Consider the following 16,492-nt stretch of genomic DNA (forward strand, 5'->3'; position numbering starts at 1 on the left):
CTCCTACTGGCCTTCGAGGCCTGACTGTAATCGGCATGCCACGAGCTCTTCCAATTTTGGCCAGAAGCCGATGACGGCTTCCTCGAATAGGCCTAATACATAGATGCAACGGGGCGGCAGTTTTTTTTGAAAGCGGGTAGACAGTGGGGGCGAGTCCATACATAGGAGCTGGCTTGTGGATCGCCGCACCGCAGCGAAGGCGTCTTCACATCCAGCCAAGATGTCGACTGAACCACCGCTTTCGCCAGCAAGCCGGCTCCTACAGGGGGGGCTGCGTATACGCCATGAAGTATTTGTGTGCCGGTGCTTGATATTCCGAACACGCGGAGCCTATTTTGTACGGGTCGCCGTTCGCGGCTCGCACAATAACAAGGATTGCGTCATGACGACCGATGGCCAGCGTTCACTCGCGCAGCGATTGACGGGCATTGATGAGATTGAATGTGTCACGCCGGACTTGAATGGCGTACCCCGTGGCAAGGTAATGACCGCCGAAGGTTTTCTCGAAGGGCGACGTTTGCAGATGGCGCGAGGGGTGCTGCTGCAATGCATCATGGGCGGATATCCGCCAGCGCGTTTCTACGGCAGCGATGACGGCGACCTGGCGTTGGTGGCCGATCCTGAGCAGATCCACCGTTTGCCCTGGAGCAAGCAACCGCGAGCCTTGGCCATTTGTGATGCGGATGAGTTGACCGGCGACCGCTCGAGTCTGTCGACCCGCGGCCAGCTGAAGACCGTCATCGCGCGTTACACAGCCCTCGGCCTGGCACCGGTGGTGGCAACCGAGCTGGAATTTTTTGTCTTCGCGCCCAACAACGACCCGACTCGACCCTTCCAACCACCGGTAGGCCTGGACGGTCGTCGCGAGGACGGTCATTCGGCCTTCAGCGTCAGTTCCAACAATGGCTTGCGGCCGTTCTTCAGGGAAGTCTATGAATGCATGGCGGCCTTGGGCTTGCCGCGCGATACCTTCATGCACGAGATGGGCGTCAGCCAGTTCGAGATCAACCTGTTGCACGGCGATCCGTTGCTGCTGGCCGACCAGACGTTCCTGTTCAAGCATCTGCTCAAGGAAGTCGCGCTCAAGCATGGCTTGATCGTGGTCTGCATGGCCAAACCGCTGGCGCACACGCCGGGCAGTTCGATGCACATTCACCAGAGCATCGTCGAGATCGGCACCGGGCGTAACGTGTTCAGCGACGAAAGCGGTGAGCCGACCGCGACCTTCCGTCACTTCATTGCCGGTCAGCAGGCGGGCATGGCGGACTTCACCGCGTTGTTCGCGCCGAATGTGAACTCCTATCAGCGCTTGTGCCATCCGTTCGCCTCACCGAATAATGCCTGCTGGTCCCACGACAACCGGGCGGCCGGTTTGCGCATTCCGGCCAGTTCGCCGCTCGCCCGTCGGGTCGAGAACCGTTTGCCGGGGGCGGATGCCAATCCGTATCTGGCGATTGCCGCGAGCCTGGCGGCGGGGTTATATGGCATCGTAAATCGACTGCAGCCGAGCGAGGCGATTCAGGGTGAATTCGAGGTGCCGGATAATCTTTTATTGCCGTGTACCTTGCATGCCGCCCTCGAGCGTCTGACACGTAGTCAATTGGCGAAGGAACTGTTTGGCCAGGAGTTCATCGAAGGCTACATCGCTTCGAAGACCTTGGAGTTGACCAGTTTTCTTGATGAAATTACTCCCTGGGAACGGCGTGTTTTAGCGGCCCAGGCCTGACGATTCGTCGACTTCGGGCTATCTTTTCGGTTAGCCCGTTTCTCACTGCAAGGAGCCGCTCGGAACGCCGATGCGCCAAATCTGGAAACCCTTTCGAGCGTTATATTTCGCCTCGCTGATGATGTTGATCGGCTCGGGCTTGCTGAGTACTTACCTGGCCTTGCGCCTGGCCGCCGATCATGTCGACAGCCTGTGGGTCGGTGCGTTGATGGCGGCCAACTATTTTGGCCTGGTGCTGGGTGGCAAGATCGGCCATCGGCTGATTGCGCGGGTCGGGCATATTCGAGCCTATTCGGCGTGTGCCGGGATCGTCGGTGCGGCGGTGCTTGGCCATGGCTTGGTGGACTGGCTGCCCGCATGGCTGTTTCTGCGGGTCATCGTCGGCCTCGGCATGATGTGCCAGTACATGGTCATCGAAAGCTGGCTCAACGAGCAGGCGGAAGCCAAGCAACGCGGCATCGTGTTCAGCGGCTACATGATCGCGTCATACCTGGGGCTGGTGTTGGGCCAGCTGATTCTGGTCATGCATCCGGGGCTGGGCCTGGAGTTGCTGATGCTGGTCGCCCTGTGCTTCGCCCTGTGCCTGGTGCCGGTGACCCTGACCCAGCGGATTCACCCGGCGGCCTTGCACCCGGCGCCGATGGAACCACGGTTCTTCATCAAGCGCGTGCCGCAATCGTTGAGCACGGTGCTGGGGGCGGGGTTGATCGTCGGTTCGTTCTACGGTCTGGCGCCGCTGTACGCCTCGCAGCAAGGCTTGTCCACGGAGCAAGTCGGTTTGTTCATGGGTAGCTGCATTTTCGCCGGCCTGCTGGTGCAGTGGCCGCTGGGGTGGCTGTCCGATCGTTATGACCGGGCGCTGTTGATCCGCTGTTTTGCCTTCAGTCTCGCACTGGCTGCATTGCCGCTGGCGATCATGAAGCAGGTGCCGCTGGAGGTGCTGTTCCTCGCCGGTTTCCTTTGCTCGTTGGTGCAGTTCTGCCTGTATCCGTTGGCGGTGGCGTTCTCCAATGACCATGTCGAAGGTGATCGTCGGGTATCCCTGACGGCGATGCTGCTGGTGACCTATGGCGTCGGCGCCAGTATCGGACCGCTGGTGGCGGGGGTGCTGATGAAGCTGTTCGGCAGCCAGATGCTGTATGCCTTCTTCAGTTTCTTCGCGTTGGTGCTGGTATGGCGGATTCGCCCCAAAGCGGTCACCAATCTGCACCAGGTGGACGATGCGCCGCTGCATCACGTCGCCATGCCGGACAGTATGTCGAGTTCACCGCTGGTGGTGTGCCTCGATCCACGGGTCGATGAGCAGGTGGTGCAGGAGCAGATGCAGAACCCGGTCGAACCTGAACCAGACCCCGCGCCTGAGCGTGAACCGCAGACTGAAGCCGATTCGTCCCCGGATGACGCTGACCTGGGCCGTGAGCAAAGCTTTTCCGAGGCCAGGCCTTAACATCCGGGCACAAAAAACGGGCAGTCACCGCAAGGGGCTGCCCGTTTTTTTGGAGCGCCGTGTCAAAGATCGTCTTTGTCGAAGCGCCGCGCTTCGCGCTGAAGCTGATAGACGAACCGCTCGACCTGACGCTGCACCAATCCGCTCATGTTGTGAAAGCGTACACCGGCGAAGGTGGTAGAGATTCTTTCTTCGAAGTGCAGGTATCGCGGTAGCAGCGGGTATCGCCAGGTTGCCGGAGATCTCCAGAGGCGTGGTAAGCACCTTGGGTGGCTGCGGAGCTAAGGCATTGGGCACGGTTCATCAATCTCCAGACAAAATATGACTGCGGCTAGCCATCATTTTGCCAGCGTGTTTCGCGTCTTGATAGGGCGTGCTCAGCAGCAGGCTCAAGCCTGACTGAGCGGGCGCGGCTTCACAAGCGTGGAGAATGATCCGCTGGCATTGTAGAGCGCTGGCGGCTCGCCGCCGGTGAGGATTTTCAGCTGGGTGGCCGTGGCAGCCTGCTGCATCACAATAGACTGGCCATTGTTGAGGTTGGCGGCCTGGCATTGGGCCAGAAGGTCGGTCAGCACATCGCTTTGCACCAGCAATTGATCACCGATGCTCGACTGGCTGGCCAGTTGCTCAAGGCCCTGGCGGTTGGTGGGAAGGTTGAGACTGGCGAGGATCTCACTGCGCTTGCGGCCATGCTGTTCAAGCAGAACGATCAATGCCTGTTTCTGCGCCAGAATCTCTTCGAGCAGCGGCATGTCGCGACCGTGCAAGGCGACGGATTCGGTTTGCAGCAACTGCAGCAAGTGTTGTGCGGGAGCAAAGTCGTCGGTGATCAATTGCAGCAGATGAGTGTCGTGCATGGCTGGCCTTGGGGTTTAAGCGTCCAAAAGCCTGGCGCGGGCCGTGGCCTAGCGCTGGGCTTCGAAGTTGAGCAGTTTGCTGGCGACGCGGTTGCTGTCGACTTTGTAGCTGCCATCGGCAATCGCTGCTTTCAACTCGGCCACTCGGGCTTTGTCGACGGCAGGCTGATCGCGCAGCGTGTTAGTGGCCTTCTGCAACTGTTGAGCCTCGTTGCTGATGTGTACCGATTCCCCGCTCTTGACGGTACTGGCCTGTTCGGCCGGGGTACTGCGCGGCGCGGATTTGCCGGTTTCGGCAGTTTCCCTGGCAGCGCTGGTACGTGTACTGCCCGTCGGTAACGAGGAGCTGTTCAATCGGTTGATATCGATGACCATGATCATAAACCTCTGGGTATTTGGACGCTTGCCATGTTTTCGGCCATACCCGGCAAAACTTTAGGCCCATTTCTCAATGAGATTGCGCGCGTCAGCGCGTGCCCTGCATGGCGCACAGTTTAGGGAACAGTCGGGTGGCGCGCTACATCTTCACCCACACGGAGTCCACCGACAGAGGACCCTACATGGCCACTTCCACCTGGCCAGGCGCGATGACTTGCGCCTTGATGACCCGCTGGGAGTTGAGGTTTTTCACTCGGATCTGTTCACGCATGCCGCCGTTGGACAGTGCTTCACCCGGCATGCGCACGCTGAGCGTACCACTGCGGGCGGTAATCATCACTTGGTCGCCCTTGCTGATGACTTCAGCCTGTTCCAGATGCACCAGGGTAATGACCTGGTCAGCGACCATGGGTCGGGTCAGTTTCTGCCCGATCGCCTGATCGACCGAGGTCAGGTAACCCTGATTGATCAGACTGATGTCACGCTCACGCAAGGTCACGTCTTCGGGCTCGACAATACCCGTGCGACGCAGGGGGCGGGTGGTGGTCACAATGTCGCGAAACAGGCGTACTTGAGCGGGCACGAAGACTGTCCAGGGGGAGGCGCCCTCGCAGCGAACCTTGACCGTGACCCGACCCAGCGGCCTGGCCGGACTCTCGAGGGTGGCTGTCAATTCCTTGTCGCACATCGGCATGCGCAGGCGCGGGTCGAGCGGGTTGACCTGGATCTCGTAACGGCCTTCCGTCTGGCTGCTCGCCAGATAGTCTTCAACGGTGAATTCAAGAAAACCCTGAGTGACGCCGATAAGCCTGTCAGGCAAGGTAACCGTGTCAGCAATGGCAGGGCTGCCGGCGTTGAACAGGCACACGGCCGCCAGCACGCCGCACCATGGGTGGCAGTTGGAGGTCAGGCGTCGGAAAAATGTCGGGTCTGTGTTCATAAGCCTTAAAAAGCAAGCGCCGTGCCGTTTATTGATGAATGCGCGTCGCAACACACTTGGCGTTGGTGTAGGAGTCTGGGCATGGCTGGTGTAATGGATTCGGTAAATCAACGCACGCAACTGGTTGGGCAGAATCGCCTTGAGCTGTTGTTGTTCCGTCTCGACGGCCAGCAGCTGTATGGGATCAACGTATTCAAGGTTCGTGAGGTGCTGCAATGCCCCAAACTGACCCTGATACCCAAGTCCAATCCTGTCGTGTGCGGTGTGGCGAGTATTCGTGGGGCGACTATTGCGATTCTCGATCTGGCGATGGCGACCGGTTCCGGTCGGTTGCGTGATCAAAGCAATCCCTTCGTGATCATTACGGAGTACAACACCAAGACCCAGGGTTTCCTGGTGCGCTCGGTGGAGCGCATCGTCAACATGAACTGGGAGGAGATCCATCCGCCGCCCAAGGGCACGGGGCGCGATCATTACCTGACGGCGGTGACCCGGGTCGACAATCAGCTGGTCGAAATCATCGACGTCGAAAAGGTGCTGGCGGAAGTGGCGCCGACACCGGAAGCGATTTCCGTCGGCGTGGTGGATGTCGACACCCGGTACAAGGCGTTGTCCTTGCGCGTGTTGACGGTCGACGACTCGTCGGTGGCGCGCAAGCAGGTCTCGCGTTGCCTGCAAACGGTCGGTGTCGAAGTGGTGGCGTTGAACGACGGCCGGCAAGCGCTGGATTACCTGCGCAAGTTGGTCGAGGAGGGCAAGAAGCCGGAGGAAGAGTTCCTGATGATGATTTCCGACATCGAAATGCCGGAAATGGACGGGTACACCCTGACGGCCGAGATCCGCAACGACCCGCGCATGCAAAAGCTTCATATCATCCTGCATACTTCGTTGTCGGGTGTGTTCAATCAGGCGATGGTCAAGAAAGTCGGTGCCGATGATTTCCTTGCAAAATTCCATCCTGATGACCTGGCATCCCGGGTAGTCGACCGGATCAAAGCAGCAGACATCCGCTAGGGGCCTTCTGCCCCTGGCGGTCAACACGATTTAAGAGGCGGCATTTTTGTCTACGGGTAATTTGGATTTCGAACAGTTCCGGGTCTTCCTGGAAAAAGCCTGTGGCATTTTGCTCGGTGAAAACAAGCAGTACCTGGTCTCGAGCCGTCTCAACAAACTGATGGAACAGCAAGGCATCAAGTCCCTGGGTGAGCTGGTCCAGCGCATCCAGACCCAGCCGCGCAGCGGTTTGCGCGAGAGGGTGGTGGATGCCATGACCACCAACGAAACCCTGTGGTTTCGTGACACCTATCCGTTTGAAGTGTTGAAGAACAAGGTGTTGCCCGAAGCGATCAAGAGCGCCCCTGGCCAGCGCCTGCGGATCTGGTCGGCGGCGTGCTCGTCGGGGCAGGAACCGTATTCGCTGTCGATGTCGATCGATGAGTTCGAGCGGGTCAACATGGGCCACTTGAAAATGGGGGTGCAGATCGTTGCCACCGACCTGTCAGGCACCATGCTGACCCATTGCAAGAGCGGCGAGTACGACAGCCTGGCCATCGGCCGCGGTCTGTCACCCGAACGCCTGCAGCGTTATTTCGACCCCAAAGGGCCGGGGCGCTGGGCCATCAAGGCACCGATCAAGAGCCGGGCGGAGTTCCGCTCGTTCAACCTGCTGGACAGCTACGCGAGCCTGGGCAAGTTCGACATTGTGTTCTGCCGCAATGTGTTGATCTACTTCTCCGCCCAGTTGAAGAAAGACATCCTGTTGCGGATTCACGGGACCTTGAAGCGCGGCGGTTATCTGTTCCTGGGCGCTTCCGAAGCACTGAACGGTTTGCCGGATCATTACCAGATGGTCCAGTGCAGTCCGGGGATCATTTACCAGGCGAAGTGATTGACTGGCAGCATCAAAAAACGGGAGTCCTCAGCGACTCCCGTTTTTTATGCCTGCCAATATCCCATCAACACCACATGACCCTGTAGGAGCGAGGCTTGCCTGCGAAGGCGGTGTGTCAGCAATGTTGATATCGACTGACACGACGCCTTCGCGGGCAAGCCTCGCTCCTACAGGGCCATGTGTGTTCTTTAGCCATGTCAAGCGGCAGAAAAGCGGCAGGCAGCGGATACCGGTTGCCGCTTTTCTGGCATTGCCGGCTTGCCACTGCCCGCAAAGCCCCGGTTTACGGGCGCTTCTTGATTTGGCACGACGCTTGCTTTTGCAAAAGTCATCCTACGAAAAATCAGGTCACCCGAAGGTACGCGACATGAGCATCAGCTTCGATAAAGCGCTCGGTATCCACGAACAGGCCCTGGGCTTTCGCGCCCGGCGTGCCGAAGTCCTGGCCAACAACATCGCCAACGCCGACACCCCGAACTACAAGGCTCGGGACCTGGACTTCTCGACAGTGCTCGCCGAGCAGAACGAGAAGACCAAGGGCGGCTCTTTCGCCTTGAATATGACCAACAACCGTCATATCGAAGCCGAAGGCCTGGGTAATGGCGCTGAATCGCTGCTGTATCGCACGCCGATGCAAGCGTCGATCGACCAGAACACCGTGGATGCTCAGCTTGAGCAATCGGCCTATGCGGAAAATTCGGTCAACTTCCAGGCCAGCTTCACCCTGCTCAACAGCAAATTCAAAGGGTTGATCTCAGCCCTTCGTGGAGAATGATTCATGTCCCTCGCCAGCGTTTTCAACATTGCCGGCAGCGGCATGAGTGCCCAGACCACTCGCTTGAACACCGTCGCCAGTAACATCGCCAACGCCGAGACCGTCTCGTCGAGCATCGACCAGACCTACCGCGCGCGTCATCCGGTGTTCGCCACCATGTTTCAGGGCGCCCAGAGTGGCGGCAGCGATTCGCTGTTCCAGAACCAGGACGCTGCCGGCCAGGGCGTGCAAGTGCTGGGCGTGGTCGAAGACCAGAGCAATCTGGACGCACGCTACGAGCCGAACCATCCGGCGGCCGACGCCAAGGGCTATGTCTACTACCCCAACGTCAATGTGGTGGAAGAAATGGCCGACATGATTTCCGCGAGCCGTTCGTTCCAGACCAACGCCGAAATGATGAACACCGCCAAGACCATGATGCAGAAGGTCCTGACCCTCGGTCAGTGATAAGGGACGACTCAGATGAGTGTGATTGATACCACCAGTGGTTTGAACCTCAACGACATCCTGGCCAACTCCTCGATCAAGACAAACACCAGCACCGACGGCCTGGGGTCGGCAACGAACAGCGCCACCGGCAAAAACGCCCTGGGCAAGGATGCATTCCTGCAGCTGCTGGTCACGCAGCTGAAAAACCAGAACCCGCTGGAGCCGCAGGACAACGGCGAGTTCGTCGCTCAGTTGGCGCAGTTCAGCAGCCTGGAGGGGATCACCGCGCTCAACGACACAGTGACGGGCATTGCCGGCAACTACAACTCGTCCCAGGCATTGCAGGCTTCGTCGCTGGTGGGGCGTTCGGTCATCGCGCCGGGCGACAAAGCCGTGGTCGACACGTCGAAGAGTATGACCGGCACGGTGGTGATCCCGGATTCAGTGGCTGGTGCCACCTTGAGAATTACCGACAAGGACGGCAAAGCCGTTCGCACCATCGACCTGGGCAGTCAGTCGGCCGGCAATGCCAGCTTTATTTGGGACGGCAAGGACGATGCAGGCAAAACGGTTGAGTCGGGTACGTACACTTTCACCGCTGCGACCACCATCGATGATCAAGCCGTGGCGCTGATCACCCATCTGCCGGCGACCGTCAACAGCGTGACCATCAGCCAGACCGGCGGTGAGTTGATGCTCAACCTGGCCGGGCTGGGCAGCATCGCCCTGTCCAAAGTACAAACCATTGGTATGTAGAGCCGACTAACACGGCACAAAGGAGTGGAATATGTCTTTCAATATCGGCCTTAGCGGTCTCTATGCAGCCAACAAACAACTGGACGTGACCGGCAACAACATCGCCAACGTCGCGACCACCGGTTTCAAATCGTCCCGTGCCGAATTCCAGGACGTTTACTCGGCGAGCAAGCTGGGTACCGGCAGCAAGGCCATCGGTAGCGGGGTGCGGCTGGCCAACGTTGCCCAGCAGTTCACCCAGGGCGACATCAGCAACACCGGTAACGTGTTGGACATGGGCATCAACGGCTCCGGCTTCTTCGTACTCAATGACGGCGGTTCGCTGTCCTACACCCGTGCCGGTACGTTCAAGGTCGACAAGGAAGGGTACGTCACCAACACCGACGGCTCTTCGCGTCTGCAGGGCTACGGTGTGGATGCCAATGGCAAGATTCAGAACGGTGTGTTGACCGACCTGCGCATCGACACCTCGAGCCTGGCGCCGAAAACTACCGCCACCGTGTCGTCGACAATCAACCTGAACTCCACAGAACCGGTGATCGATCCGACCCTTACATTCGATCCGACCAAGGCGGCAACCTTCACAAAGCAGTTCAGCACCCCGATTTTCGACAGTCAGGGTAACCAGCACACCATGGATCAATTCATGGTCAAGACTGACGCAAATACCTGGAAGACCTACACCCTGATCGATGGTCGCAATCCCAATGGCAGTGACCCTGCTCTTGCAGCTTCCCCACCGGTCGCTTCGACCATGGTGTTCGATGCCTCAGGCAAGCTGGTTTCGGTGACCACTCCGGCCACCCCGACACCGATCGTCAGCCCTGACCTGAAGATCACAGGCTGGATTCCCGGCAAGGTGACCGATGGCGTGTGGGCAGCCAACGGCGCCGACGACAACCCGGAGGGCTTGACCATCTCGATGGGCAACACCACGCAGTTCAACGCCGATACCGCGCGTTCGATTCCTGCCCAGGACGGTTACGCCACCGGCCAGATCACCAGCCTGACCATCGACGGCAGCGGGGTGTTGCTGGCCAGTTTCAGCAACTACCAGACCAAGGCTATCGGTCAGATCTCGCTGGCCAGCTTCACCAACGAACAAGGTTTGCAGCCTGTGGGCGGCTCCAGCTGGAAAGAAACCTATGCGTCGGGCATTCCCGGCTTTGATTCGGCGCAAAGCGGTACCCTGGGGGTGATCGAATCCAACGCCCTGGAAGAGTCCAACGTCAACCTGACCAACGAACTGGTCGACTTGATCAAGGGGCAGAGCAACTACCAGGCGAATGCCAAGACCATCTCCACCCAGAGCACCATCATGCAGACCATCATTCAGATGGCGTAGGTCGGCCACCACATTCCTCCGGGCAAAAGAAAACCCCCGACAATCCAGAGGACTGATCGGGGGTTATCCAGGTAAAGCGCCTTTCGGCGCCTACCGGCTCAGCTTATTGGCAAGCTTCGCAATCCGGCTCGTCGATGGCGCACGCCTTTGGCACTGGAGCAGGGCCGGCAGGCGCTGCCTGGACCGAGTCGTCACCATAGTTGCCGCCGCTGGAAACCGCGTTCAGCTTGCCGGTGTTGATGGTCGACTTCTCGGTGCTGGTCGCGGCCAGGGCACGGAGGTAGTAGGTGGTTTTCAGACCACGGTACCAGGCCATGCGGTAGGTCACGTCCAGCTTCTTGCCCGAAGCGCCGGCGATGTACAGGTTCAGCGATTGAGCCTGGTCGATCCATTTCTGGCGACGGCTGGCGGCGTCGACGATCCACTTGGTGTCCACTTCGAAGGCGGTCGCGTAGAGCGCTTTGAGTTCTTGCGGGATACGCTCGATCTGCTGCACCGAACCGTCGTAGTACTTCAGGTCGTTGATCATGACCGAGTCCCACAGACCGCGAGCCTTCAGGTCGCGAACCAGGTACGGGTTGATCACGGTGAATTCGCCCGACAGGTTCGATTTCACATAGAGGTTCTGGTAGGTCGGTTCGATCGACTGCGACACGCCGGTGATGTTGGCGATGGTGGCGGTCGGTGCGATGGCCATGATGTTGGAGTTACGAATGCCTTTCTGTACGCGGGCACGAACCGGCGCCCAGTCCAGGGATTCTTTCAGGTCGACATCGATGTACTGCTGGCCACGTTGCTCGATCAGGATCTGTTGCGAATCCAGCGGCAGGATGCCTTTGGACCACAGCGAACCCTGGAACGTCTCATAGGCGCCACGCTCGTCCGCGAGGTCGCAGGAAGCCTGGATCGCGTAGTAGCTGACCGCTTCCATCGACTTGTCGGCGAACTCGACGGCAGCGTCGGAGCCGTAAGGAATGTGCTGCAGGTACAGCGCATCCTGAAAGCCCATGATGCCCAGACCGACCGGACGGTGCTTGAAGTTGGAGTTCTTCGCTTGCGGCACCGAGTAGTAATTGATGTCGATCACGTTATCGAGCATGCGCACGGCGGTGTTCACGGTGCGTGCAAGCTTCACGGTGTCCAGCTTGCCGTTGACGATGTGGTTCGGCAGGTTGATCGAGCCCAGGTTGCAAACGGCGATTTCGTCCTTGTTGGTGTTCAAGGTGATCTCGGTGCACAGGTTCGAGCTGTGAACCACGCCGACGTGCTGCTGCGGGCTGCGCAGGTTGCACGGGTCCTTGAAGGTCAGCCATGGGTGGCCGGTTTCAAACAGCATGGACAGCATCTTGCGCCACAGGTCTTTGGCCTGGATGGTCTTGAACAGCTTGATCTTGCCCGGGTACTGGGACAGGGCTTCGTAGTACTCGTAGCGCTCTTCGAAGGCCTTGCCGGTCAGGTCGTGCAGGTCCGGCACTTCGGATGGCGAGAACAGGGTCCACTGACCGTCATCGAAGACACGCTTCATGAACAGGTCAGGGATCCAGTTGGCAGTGTTCATGTCGTGGGTACGACGACGATCATCACCGGTGTTCTTGCGCAGCTCGATGAACTCTTCGATGTCCATGTGCCAGGTTTCCAGGTAGGCACAGACAGCGCCTTTGCGCTTGCCACCCTGGTTGACGGCAACGGCGGTGTCGTTCACCACTTTCAGGAAGGGTACAACGCCCTGGGACTTGCCGTTGGTGCCCTTGATGTACGAACCCAGCGCACGAACCGGGGTCCAGTCGTTGCCCAGGCCGCCGGCGAATTTCGACAACATGGCGTTGTCGTGGATCGCGTGATAAATGCCCGACAGGTCATCCGGCACGGTGGTCAGGTAGCAGCTCGACAGCTGTGGACGCAGGGTGCCGGCGTTGAACAGGGTCGGGGTCGAGGACATGTAGTCGAAGGACGACAACAGGTTGTAGAACTCGATCGCACGGTCTTCCTTGTTCTTTTCTTCAATCGCCAGGCCCATGGCCACGCGCATGAAGAAGATCTGCGGCAGTTCGAAACGCACGCCATCCTTGTGGATGAAGTAGCGGTCGTACAGGGTTTGCAGGCCCAGGTAAGTGAACTGCTGGTCGCGCTCGTGGTTGATTGCCTTGCCGAGTTTTTCCAGGTCAAAGGTGGCCAGGACCGGGTTCAGCAATTCGAATTCGATACCTTTGGCGACATAGGCTGGAAGCGCCTTGGCGTACAGGTCGACCATTTCGTGGTGAGTCGCGCTTTCGGCCACTTCCAGGAAGCTCAGGCCTTCGGCACGCAGGGTGTCCATCAGCAGGCGGGCGGTCACGAACGAGTAGTTCGGCTCACGCTCGACCAGCGTACGGGCGGTCATCACCAGGGCGGTGTTGACGTCGGTCAGGGCCACGCCGTCGTACAGGTTCTTCAGGGTTTCGCGCTGGATCAGGTCGCCGTCGACTTCTGCAAGACCCTCGCACGCTTCGGTGACGATGGTGTTCAGGCGACCCATGTCCAGCGGTGCAAACGTGCCATCGGCGCGGGTGATGCGGATCGACGGGTGAGCATCGACCGCGGCCTCGGCCGGTGCGTGGGCGGCGCGTTCTTTCGAGCGGCCGTCACGGTAGATCACGTAGTCGCGAGCCACTTTCTGCTCGCCGGCACGCATCAGGGCCAGTTCGACCTGGTCCTGGATTTCTTCGATGTGGATCGTGCCGCCCGATGGCATGCGACGCTTGAAGGTCGCGGTGACCTGTTCGGTCAGGCGGGCAACGGTGTCGTGGATTCGCGACGAAGCGGCAGCGGTGCCGCCCTCAACTGCGAGGAACGCTTTGGTGATCGCGACGGTAATCTTGTCATCGGTGTAAGGAACGACAGTGCCGTTTCGCTTGATCACGCGCAGTTGACCCGGCGCGGTCGCGGACAGATCCGAAGTCGAATCAGCGGCCTGCGGCAAGGTACCCTGCGGGTTCTCGCGAGTTGTGTCGGTTTGCATGGGGGGTTGTCTCCACATTCTCTATGTTTGGATTCTTTTGAGTGACAGTAACTGACTGCAACACCCGTACCGTTATCGCCGTTTTCGGCTCAAGAACAGTAGCCATCCGCACGCACGGTCTGGTCTTTCGAAAATACGTTTGGTCAACCGGACAGAGGCAATAAAAGCGCTTGAAATCGGTGTCTGCTTTGTGTTGGGTTTTTTATGCAAAACCCTACATGTAGGGTTTTTTTCGCGCCGGGGTACAAGATAATGCGTTTTAGGGGGTGTTGCAACGTACTACCTGTGGATAAACCTGTGCGTAAATTGTGTGTGAAAGTTGGAACGTGCGTGTAGGCCGCGACTCCACTGGAGCGGACCGTTTTTCACGGATTTTCAATGTTTGAAAACGGTCTGTTGGATTTTTAAGGGCGCGAACCCTACCACAAAAAACCGACTGGGCCGAACGCATTTGCCGGCTTGTGTTCTCGGCGAGTGGCGTTTATACAATCGGCCAATGCCTACGCATTCTTATCCCCCCTGGTCATTACAAAAAAACGGGCGGATCCTTCCTTATTTCGTGTTGTTGGCAAGCAGAGGTCACCTTGGAGCAAGAAGCCTGGCAGGTATTGATTGTGGAGGATGACCAGCGTCTGGCCGAATTGACCCGCGAATACCTCGAGGCCAATGGCCTGCGTGTGTCGATCGAGGGCAATGGCGCCTTGGCCGCGGCCCGCATCATCAATGAGCAACCGGATCTGGTGATCCTCGACCTGATGCTACCGGGCGAGGATGGCTTGAGCATCTGCCGCAAGGTCCGCGAACGTTTTGATGGCCCGATCCTGATGCTCACTGCTCGAAGCGACGACACCGATCAAATCATGGGCCTGGACCTGGGTGCCGACGATTATGTCTGCAAACCGGTTCGTCCTCGGTTGCTGCTGGCGCGCATCCAGGCATTGCTGCGGCGCAGTGAAGTGCCCGAAGCAACCCCGCAAAACCCTCGGCGCCTGCAATTCGGTCCGCTGGTGGTGGACAATGCGTTGCGCGAAGCCTGGCTGAATGACAACGGCATCGAGCTGACCAGCGCCGAGTTCGACCTGCTCTGGCTGCTGGTGGCCAATGCCGGGCGCATTCTGTCCCGGGAAGAAATATTCACCGCGCTGCGTGGCATCGGCTATGACGGCCAGGATCGCTCGATCGACGTGCGCATCTCGCGCATTCGCCCCAAGATTGGCGATGACCCGGAGCATCCGCGGCTGATCAAGACCATCCGCAGCAAAGGCTATTTGTTCGTTCCAGAGGCCTGCACCCTGTGAATTCAATCTTCCTGCGCATCTACGGTGGCATGTGCGCGGCGTTGATTCTGGTGGCGGTACTGGGCGTACTGGCCTTGCACATGCTCAACCAGGTGCGCAGCGAGCAATACCGTGAACGCCTGGCCCACGGCACGTTTGCACTGATGGCCGACAATCTGCAACCGATGAACCCCACGGAGCGCCACCGAACCCTGTTGGTGTGGGAGCGACTGCTCGGGATTCCCCTGGCGTTGAAGACCTTCGACCAGACCGGCCTCGACCTCACGCAGCGCACCCGCGTGCTGCGTGGTCAGGCGCTGGTGGAGCAGACCGGCCCGCACGCGGCGAAGGTTTACCGCCTGGTCAGTGACAAGGAGCAGTTGGTACTGACGGGCGAGGTGCAGCAGATCAGCGAGCAATTGGCGCGTGCGACCATTTACCTGCTGGCGGATGAACTGGTGCGCGTCCCGGTGGCCGAGCAGCCCGGGCGCCTGGCGCAATTAAAGGAAGAGAAGGGCTTCGGCTTTGATCTGCAGCTGGTCACGGTCGACCAGGCCGACATGGACGAAGACCAGAGTCGCCGGGTGGCCGAAGGCGATACGGTGATGGCTCTGGGCAAGGGCGGCGATTCGATCCGTGTGTTTGCCGGCATGGTCGGCACGCCCTGGGTATTGGAGATCGGCCCGCTGTATCAGATGAATCCTTACCCGCCAGAGTGGCTGGTGCTGATCGCAGCCCTGGGTTTGAGCCTGATCGGTTTGATTGTCTATTTATTGGTGCGTCAGCTGGAGCGCCGCTTGCGTGGCCTGGAAGCCGCGGCCACGCGCATCGCCAAGGGCAGCCTGGAAACCCGGGTGCCGGCACGCGGTGCGGACTCGGTAGGGCGCCTGGCCTCGGCGTTCAACGGCATGGCCGAGCATTTGCAGCAGTTGTTGGCGATTCAGCGCGAACTGGTACGCGCCGTGTCCCATGAGTTGCGCACCCCGGTGGCACGCCTGCGTTTTGGCCTGGAGATGATCGGCTCGGCCACCACCCCACAAGCGTTGGAAAAATACCGCGAGGGCATGGACCATGACATCGAGGACCTCGATCGGCTGGTGGACGAGATGTTGACGTATGCGCGGTTGGAGCAGGGCTCGCCGGCGTTGAACTTCCAGCGCATCGATCTGGATGCATTGGTCAATCAGGTGATCGAGGAACTGGCACCGCTGCGAGCGCAAGTCACGGTGCGGCGCGGTCTGTGCCTGTCGGCAGCCGATTGCGACGACGCCTGGGTCGAGGCCGAGCCACGCTACCTGCACCGGGCGTTGCAGAATCTGGTGAGCAATGCCATGCGCCACGCTCAATCGCGGGTGACTGTCAGTTATCAAGTGGGTCAGCAGCGCTGTCGGGTGGATGTCGAGGATGACGGGCCGGGCGTGCCGGAATCTTCGTGGGAGAAGATCTTCACCCCGTTCCTGCGCCTTGATGACAGCCGCACCCGTGCCTCGGGCGGGCATGGGTTGGGGTTGTCCATCGTGCGACGGATCGTCCATTGGCATGGCGGGCGGGCGTTGATCAGCAAGAGCAAAAGCCTGGGCGGGGCGTGTTTCAGCCTGAGTTGGCCGCGCAATCAGGAGAAGGGCTGAGATCTTTGGTTGCCTGGTCTATCGCTTTCGCGGGCAAGCCTCGCT

At 59.4% G+C, this 16,492-nt stretch carries 14 protein-coding genes and 1 pseudogene; 10 read left to right on the plus strand and 5 right to left on the minus strand.

The annotated features are described in order from the left end of the window. The first annotated feature begins 484 nt into the window (after window positions 1–484). Window positions 485–1,726, plus strand: coding sequence for a glutamine synthetase family protein (locus tag F8N80_RS10065; protein WP_191632901.1), 1,242 nt, complete (start codon window positions 485–487; stop codon window positions 1,724–1,726). 70 nt (window positions 1,727–1,796) lie between these two features. Beyond that, complete coding sequence (locus tag F8N80_RS10070) at window positions 1,797–3,173, plus strand: MFS transporter (RefSeq protein WP_150783788.1); 1,377 nt, start codon at window positions 1,797–1,799, stop codon at window positions 3,171–3,173. A 62-nt stretch (window positions 3,174–3,235) separates the two neighbouring features. On the opposite strand, the pseudogene F8N80_RS10075 reads toward F8N80_RS10070, so the two are convergent. The 4 genes and pseudogenes from F8N80_RS10075 to flgA all read right to left on the minus strand — a co-directional run. After that, window positions 3,236–3,355 (minus strand): annotated as a pseudogene (locus tag F8N80_RS10075) (pilus assembly protein PilZ); the annotation flags it as partial. 207 nt (window positions 3,356–3,562) lie between these two features. Beyond that, on the minus strand, window positions 3,563–4,030 hold the full coding sequence (locus tag F8N80_RS10080) for a flagella synthesis protein FlgN (protein ID WP_150746753.1): 468 nt from the start codon (window positions 4,028–4,030) through the stop codon (window positions 3,563–3,565). A gap of 48 nt (window positions 4,031–4,078) precedes the next feature. Beyond that, entirely contained in the window at window positions 4,079–4,405 is a 327-nt protein-coding gene (flgM, locus tag F8N80_RS10085; RefSeq protein WP_150783789.1) for a flagellar biosynthesis anti-sigma factor FlgM, read from the minus strand. A gap of 181 nt (window positions 4,406–4,586) precedes the next feature. Further along, the gene (gene flgA / locus F8N80_RS10090; protein ID WP_150783790.1) at window positions 4,587–5,348 is read right to left on the minus strand and encodes a flagellar basal body P-ring formation chaperone FlgA; all 762 of its coding nucleotides are present in this window, start codon (window positions 5,346–5,348) and stop codon (window positions 4,587–4,589) included. Window positions 5,349–5,429: 81 nt separating this feature from the next. Here flgA and F8N80_RS10095 point away from each other — a divergent pair, with 81 nt between their 5' ends. The 6 genes from F8N80_RS10095 to flgE all read left to right on the plus strand — a co-directional run bounded on the left by F8N80_RS10095 (window position 5,430) and on the right by flgE (window position 10,544). Continuing rightward, on the plus strand, window positions 5,430–6,362 hold the full coding sequence (locus F8N80_RS10095; RefSeq protein WP_150746750.1) for a chemotaxis protein CheV: 933 nt from the start codon (window positions 5,430–5,432) through the stop codon (window positions 6,360–6,362). Window positions 6,363–6,408: 46 nt separating this feature from the next. Further along, on the plus strand, window positions 6,409–7,236 hold the full coding sequence (gene cheR, locus F8N80_RS10100; RefSeq protein WP_150783791.1) for a protein-glutamate O-methyltransferase CheR: 828 nt from the start codon (window positions 6,409–6,411) through the stop codon (window positions 7,234–7,236). A 370-nt stretch (window positions 7,237–7,606) separates the two neighbouring features. Further along, on the plus strand, window positions 7,607–8,014 hold the full coding sequence (gene flgB, locus F8N80_RS10105; RefSeq protein ID WP_150783792.1) for a flagellar basal body rod protein FlgB: 408 nt from the start codon (window positions 7,607–7,609) through the stop codon (window positions 8,012–8,014). 3 nt (window positions 8,015–8,017) lie between these two features. Further along, window positions 8,018–8,461, plus strand: coding sequence for a flagellar basal body rod protein FlgC (gene flgC / locus F8N80_RS10110; protein WP_150746747.1), 444 nt, complete (start codon window positions 8,018–8,020; stop codon window positions 8,459–8,461). Window positions 8,462–8,476: 15 nt separating this feature from the next. Continuing rightward, the gene (gene flgD, locus F8N80_RS10115) at window positions 8,477–9,199 is read left to right on the plus strand and encodes a flagellar hook assembly protein FlgD (protein ID WP_150783793.1); all 723 of its coding nucleotides are present in this window, start codon (window positions 8,477–8,479) and stop codon (window positions 9,197–9,199) included. A gap of 31 nt (window positions 9,200–9,230) precedes the next feature. Further along, a complete protein-coding gene (gene flgE, locus F8N80_RS10120) occupies window positions 9,231–10,544 on the plus strand; it encodes a flagellar hook protein FlgE (protein WP_150783794.1) in 1,314 nt (437 codons plus the stop codon). 103 nt (window positions 10,545–10,647) lie between these two features. On the opposite strand, the gene F8N80_RS10125 is transcribed toward flgE, so the two are convergent. Further along, a complete protein-coding gene (locus F8N80_RS10125; protein WP_150783795.1) occupies window positions 10,648–13,542 on the minus strand; it encodes a ribonucleoside-diphosphate reductase subunit alpha in 2,895 nt (964 codons plus the stop codon). A gap of 584 nt (window positions 13,543–14,126) precedes the next feature. Here F8N80_RS10125 and F8N80_RS10130 point away from each other — a divergent pair. Both F8N80_RS10130 and F8N80_RS10135 read left to right on the plus strand, forming a co-directional pair. After that, entirely contained in the window at window positions 14,127–14,840 is a 714-nt protein-coding gene (locus tag F8N80_RS10130; RefSeq protein WP_150746743.1) for a response regulator, read from the plus strand. Beyond that, the gene (locus F8N80_RS10135) at window positions 14,837–16,447 is read left to right on the plus strand and encodes an ATP-binding protein (protein ID WP_150746742.1); all 1,611 of its coding nucleotides are present in this window, start codon (window positions 14,837–14,839) and stop codon (window positions 16,445–16,447) included. Before F8N80_RS10130 ends, F8N80_RS10135 begins: the two co-directional genes overlap by 4 nt. The last annotated feature ends 45 nt before the right edge of the window (window positions 16,448–16,492 follow it).

The organism is Pseudomonas fluorescens, from assembly GCF_902497995.1.
GTDB lineage: Bacteria > Pseudomonadota > Gammaproteobacteria > Pseudomonadales > Pseudomonadaceae > Aquipseudomonas > Aquipseudomonas fluorescens_BK.